Source organism: Lysobacter capsici (assembly GCF_014779555.2).
Lineage (GTDB): Bacteria > Pseudomonadota > Gammaproteobacteria > Xanthomonadales > Xanthomonadaceae > Lysobacter > Lysobacter capsici.
This window is the reverse complement of the sequence record NZ_CP094357.1, coordinates 467,012-484,090: the sequence shown is the minus strand read 5'-3', so window position 1 is coordinate 484,090 and position 17,079 is coordinate 467,012. Positions and strand designations below refer to the sequence as shown.

10 protein-coding genes, 2 tRNA genes and 3 rRNA genes are annotated in these 17,079 nt (G+C 61.4%); 8 read left to right on the top strand and 7 right to left on the bottom strand.

Annotated features, from left to right (window positions below):
• Positions 1–106 precede the first annotated feature (106 nt).
• The 7 genes from IEQ11_RS01965 (at position 107) to IEQ11_RS01935 (ending at position 7,373) form a co-directional block, all read left to right on the top strand.
• Complete coding sequence (locus IEQ11_RS01965) at positions 107–772, top strand: DUF4097 family beta strand repeat-containing protein (protein ID WP_057920508.1); 666 nt, start codon at positions 107–109, stop codon at positions 770–772.
• Between the two features lie 180 nt (positions 773–952).
• On the top strand, positions 953–2,731 hold the full coding sequence (locus IEQ11_RS01960) for a M28 family metallopeptidase (RefSeq protein ID WP_228465015.1): 1,779 nt from the start codon (positions 953–955) through the stop codon (positions 2,729–2,731).
• Positions 2,732–2,868: 137 nt separating this feature from the next.
• On the top strand, positions 2,869–3,330 hold the full coding sequence (locus IEQ11_RS01955) for an MAPEG family protein (protein ID WP_198338957.1): 462 nt from the start codon (positions 2,869–2,871) through the stop codon (positions 3,328–3,330).
• Between the two features lie 95 nt (positions 3,331–3,425).
• On the top strand, positions 3,426–4,160 hold the full coding sequence (locus IEQ11_RS01950) for a 2OG-Fe dioxygenase family protein (protein WP_191823574.1): 735 nt from the start codon (positions 3,426–3,428) through the stop codon (positions 4,158–4,160).
• 91 nt (positions 4,161–4,251) lie between these two features.
• Positions 4,252–5,367: a type 1 glutamine amidotransferase domain-containing protein gene (locus IEQ11_RS01945; protein ID WP_191823575.1), complete on the top strand. Its 1,116-nt coding sequence runs from the start codon at positions 4,252–4,254 to the stop codon at positions 5,365–5,367.
• Between the two features lie 6 nt (positions 5,368–5,373).
• Positions 5,374–6,060, top strand: coding sequence for a response regulator transcription factor (locus tag IEQ11_RS01940; protein WP_191823576.1), 687 nt, complete (start codon positions 5,374–5,376; stop codon positions 6,058–6,060).
• On the top strand, positions 6,057–7,373 hold the full coding sequence (locus tag IEQ11_RS01935) for a sensor histidine kinase (RefSeq protein WP_191823577.1): 1,317 nt from the start codon (positions 6,057–6,059) through the stop codon (positions 7,371–7,373). The genes IEQ11_RS01940 and IEQ11_RS01935 overlap by 4 nt, the downstream gene beginning before the upstream one ends.
• On the opposite strand, the gene IEQ11_RS01930 is transcribed toward IEQ11_RS01935, so the two are convergent.
• Positions 7,361–7,729, bottom strand: a complete 369-nt coding sequence (locus IEQ11_RS01930) for a hypothetical protein (protein ID WP_191823578.1) — start codon at positions 7,727–7,729, stop codon at positions 7,361–7,363. The two genes, IEQ11_RS01935 and IEQ11_RS01930, sit on opposite strands and share 13 nt — an antisense overlap.
• Positions 7,730–7,939: 210 nt before the next feature.
• Between IEQ11_RS01930 and IEQ11_RS01925 the strand changes: the two genes are divergently transcribed.
• Positions 7,940–8,311 carry a hypothetical protein gene (locus IEQ11_RS01925; protein ID WP_191823579.1) on the top strand — a complete coding sequence of 124 codons (372 nt, stop codon included), beginning with the start codon at positions 7,940–7,942 and terminating at the stop codon, positions 8,309–8,311.
• Here IEQ11_RS01925 and IEQ11_RS01920 read toward each other — a convergent pair.
• From IEQ11_RS01920 to IEQ11_RS01895, 6 genes are all read right to left on the bottom strand, one after another.
• Positions 8,301–9,944, bottom strand: a complete 1,644-nt coding sequence (locus IEQ11_RS01920; RefSeq protein WP_191823580.1) for a glycosyl hydrolase family 28-related protein — start codon at positions 9,942–9,944, stop codon at positions 8,301–8,303. The two genes, IEQ11_RS01925 and IEQ11_RS01920, sit on opposite strands and share 11 nt — an antisense overlap.
• A 1,128-nt stretch (positions 9,945–11,072) precedes the next feature.
• Positions 11,073–11,187 (bottom strand): 5S ribosomal RNA (rrf, locus tag IEQ11_RS01915).
• 171 nt (positions 11,188–11,358) lie between these two features.
• Positions 11,359–14,224: ribosomal RNA gene (locus IEQ11_RS01910) — 23S ribosomal RNA — on the bottom strand.
• A 260-nt stretch (positions 14,225–14,484) separates the two neighbouring features.
• Positions 14,485–14,561 (bottom strand) — tRNA-Ile (locus IEQ11_RS01905).
• 19 nt (positions 14,562–14,580) lie between these two features.
• A tRNA-Ala gene (locus tag IEQ11_RS01900) sits at positions 14,581–14,656 on the bottom strand.
• A gap of 105 nt (positions 14,657–14,761) precedes the next feature.
• Positions 14,762–16,306, bottom strand: a 16S ribosomal RNA gene (locus IEQ11_RS01895).
• Together the 16S, 23S and 5S rRNA genes with 2 tRNA genes alongside form the textbook arrangement of a ribosomal RNA operon.
• Between the last annotated feature and the right edge of the window lie 773 nt (positions 16,307–17,079).

The window sequence follows — 17,079 nt, the reverse complement described above, 5'->3', positions numbered from 1 at the left end:
CCCGGCACGCTCCGTGTCCACCGACATCACGAAATACGCATTCGGCTTAAACCGATCGCACGCTCGCCGCATCACAGACTTTGCCCACCAGACAACGGAACACGCCATGACGCGCACCCGCCTCACTCTCAGCCTGTCGGTCCTGATCGCCCTGTCCTCGCCGCTGGCGTTCGCCGACGAGGGCATCAGCAAGGTCAACGGCAGCATCAACGTCGAAGCCAGCCAGCGCCAGGGCGACCTGGACACCGTCAACGGCAGCATCAAGATCGGCGACAGCGCCCGCGTCGGCAAGGCCGAGACGGTCAACGGCAGCATCAACGTCGGCAACAGCAGCCAGACCGGCGGCCTGGAAACGGTCAACGGCAGCATCCGCGCCGGCACCAACCTGACCGCGAACGGCGGCATCGAAACCGTCAACGGCAGCATCTTCGTCGATCGCGGCGGCACCGTGCGCGGCGACCTGGAAACCGTCAACGGCGCGATCGGCCTGGTCGACACCGACGTCACCGGCGGCATCGAGACGGTCAACGGCGACCTCACCGTCGGCGTGGACTCGCACGTCAGCGGCGGCATTCGCTACACCAAGCCCAACGGCATCCAGTTGCTCAAGCAGCGCGACCCGCGCGTGATCATCGGACCGAACGCGCGCGTCGACGGCGCGCTGGTGTTCGAGCGCGAAGTGAAGCTGTACGTCCACAGCACCGCCAAGACCGGCCCGATCCGCGGCGCCACCGCGATCGCGTTCAACACCGCGACCCCGCCGGCCGAGTAAAGCCGCACCCGCGCCCCGTCCGAGTCGCCACGGCCACCGCCGCGGCGATCCGGGCGGGGCGTTCGCATTGCGCCCGACCGCTCGGCGGGCGAACCGATCGGGACAACACCGCCAAACCGCAGCACCTAGAATGGACCTCCCCCACCCCCGGCCCGTGCGCCGCTCCTGGAGGTCTCGACCTTGTTGCCGAAGCATCTGTCCCGAACCACCCCGCTGCTCACCGCCACCTCGCTGGTGGCCGCCGCCCTGGTCCTGTCGGCCTGCGACAAGACAGCGTCCAAACCCGACGCCGGCGCGAGCGCCGCCACGTCGGCCCCGGCCCAGCCCGCCGGCGAGCACGGCTTCGACGGCGCGATCAACGCCGCCGACTTCGCCCAGCACGTCAAGATCCTGGCCTCCGACGAGTTCGAAGGCCGCGCGCCCGGCAGCGCCGGCGAGGAAAAGACCGTCCAGTACCTGCAGGCGCAGTTTCAGCGCATGGGGCTCAAGCCCGGCAACGGCGACAGTTATTTCCAGACCGTGCCGATGGTCGAGACCACGGCCGACGAGACCACCTCGCTCACGCTCCAGGTCAAGGGCCAGCCGCGCGAGTTGAAGTTCGGCACCGACATGGTGGTCGGCACCCGCACCGGCCAGCCGGAAGTGAAGGTCGACGGCAGCGATCTGGTGTTCGTGGGCTACGGCGTCAACGCGCCCGAGCAGCAGTGGAACGATTACGCCGGCGTCGACGTCAAGGGCAAGACGGTGGTGATGTTCGTCAACGACCCGGGCTTCCACGGCCAGGACGCGACCTTGTTCGAAGGCAAGCGGATGACCTATTACGGCCGCTGGACCTACAAGTTCGAAGAGGCCGCGCGCCAGGGCGCGAAGGCCGCATTGATCATCCACGACACCGCCGGCGCATCGTACGGCTGGGACGTGGTCAAGAATTCGTGGTCGGGCGCGCAGTTCGACCTGCCGGCCAAGGACGATCCGGAACCGCGCCTGCCGGTGCAGGGCTGGATCAGCAACGACGTCGCGCGCAAATTGCTCGGCGATCTGGGCCAGAACCTCGATCAGCTGTACCAGGCCGCCGGCAAGCGCGGTTTCAAAGCGATCCCGCTGCAGGCCAAGGCTTCGGTGGATCTGAAGAGCAAGATCAGCGAGAAGTCCTCGCGCAACGTGGTCGCGCGCCTGGACGGCGCCAAGCGTCCGGACGAAGCCATCGTCTACATGGCGCACTGGGATCACCTGGGCAACCACACCGGCGAAGGCGGCCATGAAGGCCACGGCGCCGACGCCAAGACCACCGGTCCGGACACCATCTACAACGGCGCGGTCGACAACGCCTCGGGCGTGGCCGGCATCCTGGAAATCGCCGAAGCCTTCAGCAAGCAGACCCCGCCGCCGGACCGTTCGCTGCTGTTCCTGGCGGTGACCTTGGAGGAATCGGGCCTGCTGGGTTCGAAGTACTACGTCGCCCATCCGACCGTGCCGCTCAACAAGACCGTCGCGGTGATCAACCTCGACGCGATGCCGATCATCGGCAAGGCCCGCGACATGACCGTGGTCGGTTACGGCAGCTCCGAGCTCGAGGACATCCTCAAGACCGTCGCCGACGGCCAGCAGCGCGTGCTGCACGCCGAAGCCACCCCGCAAGACGGCTTCTACTTCCGCTCCGATCACTTCAACTTCGCCAAGGCCGGCGTGCCCGCGCTGTACGCCAAGGGCGGCGACGACCTGATCGACGGCGGCGTCGAAGCCGGAAAGAAGGCCCAGATCGACTATCGCGACAACCGGTACCACAAGCCGGCCGACGAATTTGACGCGGCCTGGAAGCTCGACGGCTTGGTCCAGGACCTGGACGCGCTGTACGGCGTGGGCAAGGTGCTGGCCGGCAACGAGCAGTGGCCGAACTGGTACGAGGGCAACGCCTTCCGCGCCGCGCACGACACGCTGATGGCGCCACCGGCGAAGTAAGCCGCGCCCGCGCGCAGGGCCGGCCCGACGGGCCGACCCTTGCCGCACAGCGATCCGACGACGGCGCCCAAGGGCGCCGTGGTTTTTTCCGCTAGGCTTTAGCAGCCGCGGCTCGCGGTATGCCTGAAGGAACACGCATGTCCATGTCCATCGCCTACTGGTGCGTGCTGATCGCCGCGCTGTTGCCGTACCTGTGGGTCGCCGTCGCCAAGGCCAGCGGCAAGCGCTACGACAACCGCGACCCGCGCGGCTGGCAGACCCGCCAGGACAACCCGCGTTGCAATGCCGCCTACGCCGCCCATCTCAACGCCTTCGAAGCCTTCGCCCCGTTCGCGGCCGGCGTGATCGGCGCGCAGATGACCGGCGTGGCCACCGACTGGATCGTCGGCCTGGCAATGGCCTTCATCGTCTTCCGGGTACTGCACGGCGTGTTCTATGTGGCGCGCCAGCCCAGGCTGCGCAGTCTGGCCTGGGTGCTGGGCTTCGGCTGCGTGCTGGCCTTGCTGGTCCTGGCCGCGCTGGCGGCGTCCGAAGACGCCAGCGCGCAGGTGGTGCTGCGTCTGCTCGACGGCTCCGCGCAGGCCGGCCTGCCCAGCTGAGTCTTTCGCGCACGTCGTTCGCATCCGTCCTTCGCGAACGCAGATCGCGTTCGCCACGTCCTCCGCCGCATCCCCGCTGTCCCGAAGAGTTGCGAATGTCCCCCGCCCCGCGCACCGATCACGACGACTTCGCCCAATCCCTGCGCGGCGACGGCTTTTGCTTCGTCGACGGCGAGACCATGCGCGGCCATCTGCTGCAGCACGGCTCGCTACAGGATTGGCCGGCGTTCGCCGACAGTTGGAACGACCTGGCGCCCGATCAGTACCTGGCCAGCGTCGGCCGCCACCGCCGCCGCCGGCATGCGGTGTTCCGCGCCGGCCGCGACGGCGCGATCGAGCGCCAGCCGCATCAGCCGCATTACCAAAGCCTCAACTACAACGCCCTGCAAGGCGACATCGAACGCTGGTTCGAACCGGTCCACGACGCCATCGCCGGCGGCGCCAGTCTCACCACCGTGCTCGGGTTCTGCCGCGATTTCTTTTCCACGCTCGCGCCGCAGACGCAGGCCTGGCATATCGAGCTGCACCAGTTCCGCATCGAAGCGCGCGGCGACGAAGACGGCCAGCCCACGCCCGAAGGCGTGCATCGCGACGGCGTCGACTATGTGCTGGTGCTGTTGATCGACCGCCACAACATCCTCAGCGGCACCACCACCATCCACACCGCCGACGGCACCGAACTGGGCAGTTTCACCCTGACCGCGCCGCTCGACGCCGCCCTGGTCGACGATGCGCGCGTGTTCCATGGCGTCACCGCGGTGACGCCGCAGGATCCGCAACGCGAAGCGCATCGCGATGTGCTGGTGGTGACGTTCCGCAAGACCGGTTGATCGCATCGGGGTCGGCGCGGCTGCGCGGTATTTGAAGTTTGATTCACAGCCCGTGCCGAGACTGAGGCTCCCTCTCGCCGAGATCGCCTCCATGACCCCACACCGTATTCGCCGCGCCGTCCTCGCCTTGTCGTTGCTGCTCGCCGCCGTGCCCGCGATGGCCGCCGACAAGATCCTGATCGTGGTCAGCGGCGAAGGCCGCGACCAGGGCAAGACCCAGCCCGGCTTCGAGATGGACGAATTCGCCCAGGCCTATCTGATCTTCCGCGACAACGGCTATGCCATCGACGTCGCCAGCCCGAACGGCGGCCGCGTCGAAGCCGACAAATACGACGCGACCGAAGCGTTCAACGCGAGCCTGCTCGCCGATGCCGGCGCGACCGCGCAGCTCGCGGCCACGCGCAAGACCGGCGAGCTCAAGGCCGCCGACTATGCCGCGGTCTACGTGGTCGGCGGCAAGGGCGCGATGTTCGATCTGCCCGCCGACCAGGCCTTGCAGCGCGTGGTGGCGGACATCTACCAACGCGGCGGCGTGGTCGCGGCGGTGTGTCACGGCCCGGCCGCGCTGGTCGATGTGCGGCTCGGCAACGGCGCATGGCTGGTCGACGGCAAGCGCATGACCGGTTTCAGCAACGAAGAGGAAGCCGTGTTCGGCAAGCGTTGGGCGAAGCAATACCGCTTCCAGCTCGAAGACGCGCTCAAGGCGCGTGGCGCGCAATGGCAGGAAGCGGCGTTGATGATGCCTAAGCTGGTCGTCGACGGCCGCCTGATCACCGGGCAGAACCCGTACTCGACACCCGCGGTCGCCGAAGCCATCGTCAGCGCGCTCGGCCGTCAGCCCAAGGCGCGCACGCCCTGGCGCGACGAACGCACCATGACCTTGGTGCAGCGCGCATTAAACGGCGAATCCGCGGCCGTGCGCCAGGCCCTGGCCGACGATCGCGATACCTATCACGTGCAACTGATCGGCCTGCTCGGCTACTACCAATCGCAGGCCACACAGGACCTGGCCGCCACCCGCGACGCGCTGGCGATCATGCAGCTGGCCGCGCCGTACATGCCCGAACCGCAACTGCGCCTGGGCATGGCCGAGGCGCACCTGCGGCTGGGCGATCGCGAACGCGCGCGATCGCTGACCGGCGAAGTACTGGAAAGCCATCCCAACATGGCCGAAGCTAAACAACTGTTGCAGCGCATCGGAAGCTGAGCGTCGATGGTGGAGCGTCTGCGCATCCTCGTGGTCGAAGATCATCTGCCGCTGCGCACGGCGATGGCGGCGATGTTCGAGTCGCACGGCCATCGGGCGGACTTCGCCGCCGATGGCCGCACCGGTCTGCGCCTGGCGCTGGACGATCCACCCGACGTATTGGTGCTGGATCTCAACTTACCCGGCCTGGACGGCCTTCGCGTATGCGCGCAGTTGCGCGAGCGCGCCGACCGCCGCATCCCGGTGCTGATGCTCACCGCCCGCGACACCCTCGCCGATAAACTCAAGGGCTTCGAGGCCGGCGCCGACGATTACCTGGTCAAGCCGTTCGCGGGCGAGGAATTGCTCGCCCGCTGCCTCGCGCTGTCGCAGCGTCATCGCGGCGGCGAGCACCATCTGCTGCGGATCGGTCCGCTCAGCATCGATCGCCGCAGCAACAGCGCACAGCGCGATGGCGCGACGCTCGAGTTGCACCACACCGCGTACCGCATCCTGCTGATTCTTGCCGAAGCCTGGCCCCGCACCCTCACCCGCAGCGAACTCATGCAGCGCTTGTGGGGCGATGACGTGCCGCAGTCCGATCCGCTGCGTTCGCATCTGTACCTGCTGCGGCAAGCGCTCGATAAACCCTTCGCGTGGCCGATGCTGCACACCGTGCACGGCGTCGGTTTCAAGCTGCGCGAGCGCCCATGAAACGACCGCGCCGGCGCATGCGCAATCGCCTGATGATCGCCTTCGGCGGATTCGCCGTGCTCGTCGCCGGCGTGTTCGGCCTGTACGCGATGGTGTTCATGTATGCGACCGAAGACGCCTTCTTCGACGCCGCGTTGCGACAGGAAGCCGCGGCCCTGATGCGCGCGCGTCGGCACGATGGCCGCTGGGAGACACCGCGCAGCCCGTACATGAAGGTGTACACCAGCGTAGCGCAGTTCCCCGACGACTTGCGTTCGCCTTATCAGGACGAACCCTGGCGTCATGAATACGCCGGGCGCGATGGCCGTCATTACCACCTCAAGACCCTGCAGGCTTCCGCCCCCGCCGCGAACGCATGGCTGGTCGCCGAAGTCAGCCAGCAGTTGGTGGTCCGGCCGATGCGCGACCGCATCCTGCAATTACTGGCCTGGTCGGCGGTCGCGGTGTTCGCGTTGGCGCTGTTGATCGCTTACTGGCTGGCGCGACGGACCGCGGCGCCGCTGGCGCGACTGGCCGCGCAGGTCGGCTCAATCACGCCGCAGCATCTGCCGGTGCTGCCGATACCCGAGCGCGCCGACGACGAAGTCGGCCTGGTCGCGCAAGGCGTCGCCGAGCTGATCGACCGCATCCGCACCTTCATCGAGCGCGAGCAGGAATTCACTCGCGACGCCAGTCATGAACTGCGCACGCCGCTCGCGGTGATCGTCAGCACCAGCGAGCGCCTGCTCGACGAACCCGGGCTGTCGCCGGCCGGACGCCAGCATCTGATGCATCTGCGCCAGTCGGCATCGCAGCTTGAGCAGACCGTCGGCACGCTGCTGAGTCTGGCCCGCGAGTCGCAAGAGTCGGCTCGAACGGGCGATCCCGTTGCCGTGCTGCCATTGCTGGAGCGGGTCATCCTGGATCAGGCGGTGCTGCTGGAAGGAAAACCGATCGAACTCGATGTCCAGGTGCCGCCCGACATCCGCAGCGTGCTGCCCGAATCGGTATTGCACATCCTGTTGTCGAACCTGATCGGCAACGCCTTCGCGCACACCGAAGCCGGCGTGGTGCGTATCTGGATCGAGCATACGCAAAGCCGAGACCGCGCAAGCTTCAACATCGTCAACAGCGGGCACGCGATCGAACCGGATTTGCTCGCGACCCTGCACCGACCGTTTCAGCGCCGCGAAGGCAGCGCCGGCCTCGGACTCGGCCTGGCGATCGTGCGCCGCCTGTGCGAACGCTATCGGATCGGCCTGCGGATCCAGGCTGAGGATGGAGACACGCGGGTCGAACTCGGTCTGGCGCCGCGGGGTGATCACGTCACCTGAGATGCGAACGACTGCTGCGCGATGTTCGCGATCGCTTGCACGACCCGGCGGTAACCCGCCCGCCACTTCGATTCGCAATTACCGCGGCAGTGATCAGTCGACCACGGCTGAGGCCAATCCGTCATGGTTCGCGTTCCCGGCGGGAGGTTGGCGCCTGGACGCGGTTTATTCGCCACCCGCGCGATCACCACCGCAACCACAATCAATGCGCAGGCTCGACAACCGCGTAGTAGCGGCGTCCCACTGGATTTCCTTAAGCCATAAGCCGCGACCGCGTAACCCACATTCGACGCAAGCCCGAAATTGACGGCGGAATCGGACTTGCTGCTGAACTTGCCGATGGTTGTGAACTTCATCTGAATCTCTCCTTGCGATCTCGGATCGGCCGGCCCGGGCTCAATCGCCGGGCCGCGCGGGTCGCAATGCGCGACCAAGGATGGGGGCAACCGCGCTGCGCGCTCGCTGCATCCAGCCATAGTCGGTGAATCGTCGCGATCGCAAATCCGGGCGCCGCACCGCATGGATCCGCGCCCGCCCCGCGTTTCGCACCGCGCTTACAGGTCGCGATGCAACCACTGACCGCCGCTGTAGAACAATTCATGCAGCATATTGTCGTCGCTCGCCTGCGGCTGCATGTACTCGTCGCCGCGGTACACGATTCACGCCGCTCCATTCGCGTCGACGAAGCCCATCGGACCGGCGTTCGCTTTCAACGTGCCGCGGGTGGCGCTCAAATCGTTGAGCAGCCATTGGCCGCTCCAGTCGACCCGTTCGAAGATGTGGCTGTCCTCGCCTCGGTACACCACACGGCCGCGTCGCCGGCGACAACTCCCATCGGGTTGCCGAGCACTTACGATCACTCCATCAATCGATTCACCGAAGGTGGACAAGACGCCACCGGTCGTAACCTCCACGCATGGAACTGCGTCAGAAGTTGATGTTGTTGTCGCTGACGACGCTGCCCGCAGCCGAATTCGCGATGAAGCTCACCCGTGTATCAGCGATGTTGTTCGCTACCAGCACACGATCGGAGGTCCCGCTGATCTCGGTGAAGTACGGGGTTGCGATATTGGGCATCGAGCGGCAACGGCTGATAATCACGTTCTTGGCGTTGTAAACCGAGACGCAGGAATCCGCGGCGATCTGGCCGAAGAAATCGCAATCCAGGATCGAAGTATCGTCGAATTGGGTCAACACGATAGGCCGGTATTGCGCGGTCATGATCTCGTTAATCTTCGCGCCGCGCACCGAGACAGCCTTGACCCGAGCTGCTCCGAAACGCTCGAACAGCATCGCATTGCCGTTAAATCCGACAACATAAGGGTTGTCGATGAATATTTGGAACAAGTCGGCCGTGTCGTCTACCACAATCCACAGGGCATGGGCGCCCACTGGATTGCTGCTGCCTTCCCACTGAATCGAGTTGAACCATAGATCGCCGATTCGACCATTCTTGTGCGCGTAGATCAACGTACCCGAACCATAGAAGATCGTGCCAAAGAAGCGAATGCCGCGGATCTCACTGGCTGCCCCGGTTGCTGCGGATTCGATCTTGAGTGGTGGATTGGTCACGGTGCCACCGAACTGGCAATTGTTGAAATCCAAGTCTCCGATGAACGAATTGTTTTCGTGGGTCGCGATCTCCAGACCACCGTCGTTGACCACAACTCGATCGAAATTTATCATCCGCGTCAACGCACCAACGAGTCTTATCGTCGGCGTATTGAAGCCCAGAGCGAACACGTCCCGTAGTTGGCACTTCTGGAAACCGGCGAACTTTTTGCCGACTTCGCCGATCTGAATCGCGCTGCGACCGATCAGGCCGTTTTGGCTGGCGAAATAGCCGTTGAAACGTAGGTTATCGATCTGGAAATAGCCCACTTCCAAACCCGGCGTGCCGCCGACCGGGCATTGCGGTTGCAAGCGCAGTGCCGGGCCAGCCACATTAGCCATGATTTCGCAGTTGTTGCCCTTCAACAGGAATCTGCGAGGCGGGTCTCCTACCGCTGCCGCGCCAAGCTTGACCACAACCGTGGAGTCCACGCGAATCCTGCGGCCCGCCGGCAACTCCAGCGCGATGGCGCGATCGTTGGCATAGTCCACCGCCGCTTGCAGTGCCGCGGATGAATCCACGCCTTCGTTCGACCCCAGTCCAAAGACGTCCGCGTAGATCGCATTGACCGGACCAGGCAAGGGATGGACATATACACGCGTCGAGCCGACCTTGACCCGCCCAGGGCCGAAGAACTTTCCCAAGGCCGGTGCTATTGCAACGGTGTAGTCGCCTTCCGGCACATAGACTTGTCCAGTCGTAGTTGCGGCTTGGGCGAAAGCTGCCGAATCGTCGGTGGTGCCGTCCCCGATCGCTCCGAAGTCCTTAACGCTGAGCATCTCGCGCAAACGCCCCTGGACCGAGCGCGGCGTGACGCTACCGTCCGTGGGCGAATAGCCCACGTCGTTGGCATCGATAAGCACCGTTTGTTGCGCTACCGAGCTCCCACTGCTCAATGCAGCAGCAGCAGCCGCAGCCGTCATGGCCAACGGCGCTGTTATGAACTTTCGTCTTTTCATACAAATTCGTCCTGTCCGTGGCCGTGCGAGATCATTCGCCCCGACGCATTGTCGCCGTTATGTGTTGCCGACATTGAGAATGGGGAACGCTCGTCCAGACGTCAGGTGGCATTTATCGAAGTCGGGAACTTCATGATTTAACGACGCGTATCTATCAGGACCGTCCCAGGTGGCGCGATCACCGTCGCAACCCAAATTCATACGCATGCCCGACATCCCCGATGGGATCGGCGTCCTACTGGATTTCCTTCGGCCACAAGCCGCGACTGGGCCACTACACATTCGACGTAAGCCGCGACCGCGTTGCCTCACATTCGACACAAGCTGGGAATCGCCCGTGGGAGCCAAGGTCACCAGTGGCTGCGCTTCCGCGGCCCGGGCCGATGCCGCCGGACACAGACCGATGATGAGGGTGAACATGCATGCCTCCAGAAACGTCAGGGGCATGCGCCTTTGCAACGAGATATCTTCCATGGCTATTCCTTGCTCACTGGCCTGATCCGGACTGGTGACCGGACATCGCCTGGATTTTGTCAGCGCGCTATCGCATCGATTGCGCCGTTCCGGCGGTGGCCGGCCCGTTGTCAACGCGGCGGCGACCGGTCCAGGCCTTGCCAGAGATCATGCGGCAACTTGTTTTCCGCATAGATTTTTTGGCGCCAGCGAGCAGATATCGGTTGTCCGCCAGACCTGATCAGCGCCACGCGCCAATGGGCGCGCAGCCTCGGTAGCCCTAGTAGGCGCGTCGCACGCCGCGACCGCGCGACCGCGCATTTGATGCGAGCCGGAAATCGCCAGTCTCGGCAAAGCCGTCCCGGTGGTCGCACACCGGTTATCTGTCCAAGCGGATGTATTGCGCAGCTGGCCGTCTGCGTCGTTCCGGCATCCGCTCGCAGTAGGCGTTTCGCAAACGGCGACCGCAGGCCCCGCTTACGTCGGATGTGGGTATTCAGGTCGCGGCTCGCGCCGCTCCTACAGGTCGGGGCCGTGGCGGCATCGATTATCCGAACGACACGTCGATCGATTATCAGCGCATTAACTTCGCAATCCAGCCGCGGGCCTGGCATGCTTTTGTTTGGCGCAAAGAAAAACGCCGCAACCAGTGGTTGCGGCGTTTTAGGGTAAAGCCCCTGGCGATGACCTACTCTTGCATGGCTTAGGCCACACTACCATCGGCGCATGTGCGTTTCACTTCCGAGTTCGGGATGGGATCGGGTGGTGCCACACAGCTATTATCACCAGGGAGAGGGTGGAGGGTCGCAGGCTTCGGTGGATTGAAGTTGCGCTCACGCTCACGTGGGTGTGCTTTCAACGGAATGGACCCCGTTGTCGGCGAATAAGTTGGAATGTAGCGAACAGTATTTTGGATGGAACGTCTTAACGTGTCAATGAAGCCAAGGCAACTTGAGGTTATATGGTCAAGCCACACGGATCATTAGTACAGGTTAGCTCAATGCGTTGCCGCACTTACACACCCTGCCTATCAACCACCTAGTCTTGATGGTTCCTTTAGGGGACTTAAAGTCCCGGGAGATCTCATCTTGAGGCGCGCTTCCCGCTTAGATGCTTTCAGCGGTTATCGCTTCCGAACATAGCTACCCGGCAGTGCCACTGGCGTGACAACCGGAACACCAGAGGTTCGTCCACTCCGGTCCTCTCGTACTAGGAGCAGCCCCTCTCAAATCTCCAACGCCCACGACAGATAGGGACCGAACTGTCTCACGACGTTCTGAACCCAGCTCGCGTACCACTTTAAATGGCGAACAGCCATACCCTTGGGACCGACTACAGCCCCAGGATGTGATGAGCCGACATCGAGGTGCCAAACACCGCCGTCGATATGAACTCTTGGGCGGTATCAGCCTGTTATCCCCGGAGTACCTTTTATCCGTTGAGCGATGGCCCTTCCATACAGAACCACCGGATCACTAAGACCTACTTTCGTACCTGCTTGATCCGTCGATCTTGCAGTCAAGCACGCTTATGCCTTTGCACACAGTGCGCGATGTCCGACCGCGCTGAGCGTACCTTCGTGCTCCTCCGTTACACTTTGGGAGGAGACCGCCCCAGTCAAACTACCCACCATACACGGTCCCTGACCCGGATAACGGGCCTAGGTTAGAACGTCAAGCACGACAGGGTGGTATTTCAAGGATGGCTCCACCACAGCTAGCGCCATGGTTTCATAGCCTCCCACCTATCCTACACAGACGAACTCAACGTTCAGTGTAAAGCTATAGTAAAGGTTCACGGGGTCTTTCCGTCTTGCCGCGGGAACGCTGCATCTTCACAGCGATTTCAATTTCACTGAGTCTCGGGTGGAGACAGCGCCGCTGTCGTTACGCCATTCGTGCAGGTCGGAACTTACCCGACAAGGAATTTCGCTACCTTAGGACCGTTATAGTTACGGCCGCCGTTTACTGGGGCTTCGATCAAGAGCTTCGCCTTGCGGCTGACCCCATCAATTAACCTTCCAGCACCGGGCAGGCGTCACACCCTATACGTCCACTTTCGTGTTTGCAGAGTGCTGTGTTTTTGATAAACAGTCGCAGCGGCCTGGTCACTGCGGCCCCCCTCAGCTATTAACCGTGGAGGGCGCACCTTCTCCCGAAGTTACGGTGCTATTTTGCCTAGTTCCTTCACCCGAGTTCTCTCAAGCGCCTTAGAATTCTCATCCTGCCCACCTGTGTCGGTTTACGGTACGGTCTGCGTAAGCTGAAGCTTAGGAGCTTTTCCTGGAAGCGTGATATCGGCAGCCTAGCCCGAATGGGCCGGTCCTTAGTCTCAACGTTGCTCCCCCGGATTTGCCAAAGGGAACCGCCTCAACTCTCTCACCAGGACAACCAACGCCTGGCCTGCCTAACCTTCTCCGTCCCTCCATCGCACTTACGCGAGGTGCAGGAATATTAACCTGCTTCCCATCGACTACGCTTTTCAGCCTCGCCTTAGGGGCCGACTCACCCTGCGTCGATTAACGTTGCGCAAGGAAACCTTGGGCTTTCGGCGTGCGGGCTTTTCACCCGCATTATCGTTACTCATGTCAGCATTCGCACTTCCGATACCTCCAGCAGACTTCTCAATCCACCTTCAACGGCTTACGGAACGCTCCTCTACCGCGCATCACAAAGTGATGCACCCCAAGCTTCGGTTTATCGCTTAGCCCCGTTAAATCTTCCGCGCAGACCGACTCGACCAGTGAGCTATTACGCTTTCTTTAAAGGGTGGCTGCTTCTAAGCCAACCTCCTGGCTGTCTGTGCCTTTCCACATCGTTCACCACTTAGCGATAAATTTGGGACCTTAGCTGTGGGTCTGGGTTGTTTCCCTTTTCACGACGGACGTTAGCACCCGCCGTGTGTCTCCCGGATAGTACGTGCTGGTATTCGGAGTTTGCCATGGTTTGGTAAGTCGCAATGACCCCCTAGCCATAACAGTGCTCTACCCCCAGCAGTATTCGTCCGAGGCGCTACCTAAATAGCTTTCGAGGAGAACCAGCTATCTCCGGGTTCGATTAGCTTTTCACTCCTAATCACACCTCATCCCCGTCTTTTGCAACAGACGTGGGTTCGGGCCTCCAGTTGATGTTACTCAACCTTCACCCTGGGCATGACTAGATCACCCGGTTTCGGGTCTACTGCCCGCGACTATGCGCCCTTATCAGACTCGGTTTCCCTTCGCCTCCCCTATACGGTTAAGCTTGCCACGAACAGTAAGTCGCTGACCCATTATACAAAAGGTACGCAGTCACTCTTGCGAGCTCCTACTGCTTGTACGCACACGGTTTCAGGGTCTATTTCACTCCCTTCACCAGGGTTCTTTTCGCCTTTCCCTCACGGTACTGGTTCACTATCGGTCGGTCAGGAGTATTTAGCCTTGGAGGATGGTCCCCCCATGTTCAGACAGGGTTTCTCGTGCCCCGCCCTACTCGATTTCATCGCATCAGCCCCTTCACATACAGGGCTGTCACCTTCTATGGCCGAGCTTTCCAACTCGTTTTGCTGAAGCTGATGCAACTTAAGGGCTAGTCCCCGTTCGCTCGTCACTACTTAGGGAATCTCGGTTGATTTCTTTTCCTCCGGGTACTTAGATATTTCAGTTCTCCGGGTTCGCTTCCAGCAGCTATGTATTCACTGCAGGATACCTATTGCTAGGTGGGTTTCCCCATTCGGACATCACGGGATCAAAGCTTATTGCCAGCTCCCCCGCGCTTTTCGCAGGCTATCACGTCCTTCATCGCCTCTGACCGCCAAGGCATCCACCGTGTGCGCTTATTCGCTTGACCATATAACCCCAAGTTGCCTCGGAATTACACGGGTCCAGGGGTACAAAGCCCGGACTCGAATATAACGACTCAATTAATAAAGTGTCTTTCGACACTCGCCTTAGCCTCACGACACGTCATGGACATTCCGTCTCAAAACGCTCGCTACATTCCAGTTTTTCAAAGAACACTTGAAAGGCTTCAGCGCCTTTCCAGTTTCAAATCTTTATGTGTGTGCGCAATTCAGAAGTCTTGTCGTTTGCCTTAACTCTTCACCAGGGTGGTGGGTCTGGGAGGACTCGAACCACCGGCCTCGCCCTTATCAGGGGCGCGCTCTAACCACCTGAGCTACAGACCCAAAACTGCTACTGGCTAGGTGGTGGAGCTTGTCGGGATCGAACCGACGACCCCCTGCTTGCAAAGCAGGTGCTCTCCCAGCTGAGCTAAAGCCCCATCGAAACGGGACGACTCCTCAATCGCCCTGTGGCGATCGGGAACTCTGAATGCAGGTCACTTGTGCGGACGTCTGGACAGGCAATTGGCTGTCTTTATGTCTCTAAAGGAGGTGATCCAGCCGCACCTTCCGATACGGCTACCTTGTTACGACTTCACCCCAGTCATCGGCCACACCGTGGCAAGCGCCCTCCCGAAGGTTAAGCTACCTGCTTCTGGTGCAACAAACTCCCATGGTGTGACGGGCGGTGTGTACAAGGCCCGGGAACGTATTCACCGCAGCAATGCTGATCTGCGATTACTAGCGATTCCGACTTCACGGAGTCGAGTTGCAGACTCCGATCCGGACTGAGATAGGGTTTCTGGGATTGGCTTGCCCTCGCGGGTTTGCAGCCCTCTGTCCCTACCATTGTAGTACGTGTGTAGCCCTGGCCGTAAGGGCCATGATGACTTGACGTCATCCCCACCTTCCTCCGGTTTGTCACCGGCGGTCTCCTTAGAGTTCCCACCATTACGTGCTGGCAACTAAGGACAAGGGTTGCGCTCGTTGCGGGACTTAACCCAACATCTCACGACACGAGCTGACGACAGCCATGCAGCACCTGTCTCACGGTTCCCGAAGGCACCAATCTATCTCTAGAAAGTTCCGTGGATGTCAAGGCCAGGTAAGGTTCTTCGCGTTGCATCGAATTAAACCACATACTCCACCGCTTGTGCGGGCCCCCGTCAATTCCTTTGAGTTTCAGTCTTGCGACCGTACTTCCCAGGCGGCGAACTTAACGCGTTAGCTTCGATACTGAGAGCCAAGTTGCTCCCAACATCCAGTTCGCATCGTTTAGGGCGTGGACTACCAGGGTATCTAATCCTGTTTGCTCCCCACGCTTTCGTGCCTCAGTGTCAGTGCTGGTCCAGGTAGTCGCCTTCGCCACAGATGTTCCTCCCGATATCTACGCATTTCACTGCTACACCGGGAATTCCACTACCCTCTACCGCACTCTAGTCAGCCAGTTTCCAATGCCATTCCCAGGTTGAGCCCAGGGCTTTCACATCAGACTTAACAAACCACCTACGCACGCTTTACGCCCAGTAATTCCGAGTAACGCTTGCACCCTTCGTATTACCGCGGCTGCTGGCACGAAGTTAGCCGGTGCTTATTCTTCCGGTACCGTCATGACCTCAGGGTATTAACCCAAGGCTTTTCTTTCCGGACAAAAGTGCTTTACAACCCGAAGGCCTTCTTCACACACGCGGCATGGCTGGATCAGGCTTGCGCCCATTGTCCAATATTCCCCACTGCTGCCTCCCGTAGGAGTCTGGACCGTGTCTCAGTTCCAGTGTGGCTGATCATCCTCTCAGACCAGCTACGGATCGTCGCCTTGGTGGGCCTTTACCCCGCCAACTAGCTAATCCGACGTCGGCTCATCTATCTGCGCGAAGCCCGAAGGTCCTCCGCTTTCACCCGTAGGTCGTATGCGGTATTAGCGTAAGTTTCCCTACGTTATCCCCCACAAATAGGCAGATTCCGACGTATTCCTCACCCGTCCGCCACTCGCCACCCAAGGAGCAAGCTCCTCTGTGCTGCCGTTCGACTTGCATGTGTTAGGCCTGCCGCCAGCGTTCACTCTGAGCCAGGATCAAACTCTTCACTTAAATGTTTCGATTCCAGCCTTGCGGCCTTCATCAATGCTTTGAGTGCAGACTTCGTTCCAGGCCAATTACTCAATTGCATTTGCATGCTTCTTAAATCGTTGGACTCTGTTACGAACGTCTGCAAGATGGACAACTATCCACCCGCCAGACGCCCGCACAAGTCACCTGCGCACACTGTCAAAGATCTTTAGGAACCGGCCTCAGCGCCTTGTTCCGTCTCGTCACCGAAGTGCCCGAGGGAGCCGCACACTATACAGCAGTTTTCGTGAACGTCAACACCTGTCCGCGAACTTCTTGCTGCTTCCCAACTCGCCGAAACCCTTCGTTTCCGAAGCATTCCACCTCACCGGGCCGCGCATCTTACAGCATGTTTTCGACTCGTCAACACTTGTCGAAACCGCCGCTTTCCGCGCGTCTCGCCAACCTACAAACCGGTCGGCGGGCCGCGCATCTTACAGCAATGTTTCAGACCGTCAACACCTGTCGAAACCGCTGCTTTTGCGCGTCCCCGTCAACCAATCAACCGGTCAGCGGGGCCGCGCATTATGCAGATCTGAATGGGGGTTGGGAAGGGGTTTCGGGAAAAATGAACAGGGAATTTTTTGCCCTGCATCAAAAGCTATGCGCGACGGGGCTGTCGGCGGGTTCGCGGCTTGGCGGGGCCCTCACCCCGGCCCTCTCCCGCGGGCGGGAGAGGGAGACAAGCAGGGCGCTGTCTTATAAGTGCCCGTGTGGCTAATTAGTGTCTCGGCAGCCTTAGGTGCGCCTGCCGA

Coding starts and splice junctions, on each gene's coding strand:
- IEQ11_RS01965 (WP_057920508.1), top strand. CDS start 107: ATGACGCGCACCCGCCTCACTCTCAGCCTGTCGGTCCTGATCGCCCTG.
- IEQ11_RS01955 (WP_198338957.1), top strand. CDS start 2,869: ATGTCCATGTCCATCGCCTACTGGTGCGTGCTGATCGCCGCGCTGTTG.
- IEQ11_RS01950 (WP_191823574.1), top strand. CDS start 3,426: ATGTCCCCCGCCCCGCGCACCGATCACGACGACTTCGCCCAATCCCTG.
- IEQ11_RS01945 (WP_191823575.1), top strand. CDS start 4,252: ATGACCCCACACCGTATTCGCCGCGCCGTCCTCGCCTTGTCGTTGCTG.
- IEQ11_RS01940 (WP_191823576.1), top strand. CDS start 5,374: ATGGTGGAGCGTCTGCGCATCCTCGTGGTCGAAGATCATCTGCCGCTG.
- IEQ11_RS01935 (WP_191823577.1), top strand. CDS start 6,057: ATGAAACGACCGCGCCGGCGCATGCGCAATCGCCTGATGATCGCCTTC.
- IEQ11_RS01930 (WP_191823578.1), bottom strand. CDS start 7,729: ATGAAGTTCACAACCATCGGCAAGTTCAGCAGCAAGTCCGATTCCGCC.
- IEQ11_RS01925 (WP_191823579.1), top strand. CDS start 7,940: ATGCAACCACTGACCGCCGCTGTAGAACAATTCATGCAGCATATTGTC.
- IEQ11_RS01920 (WP_191823580.1), bottom strand. CDS start 9,944: ATGAAAAGACGAAAGTTCATAACAGCGCCGTTGGCCATGACGGCTGCG.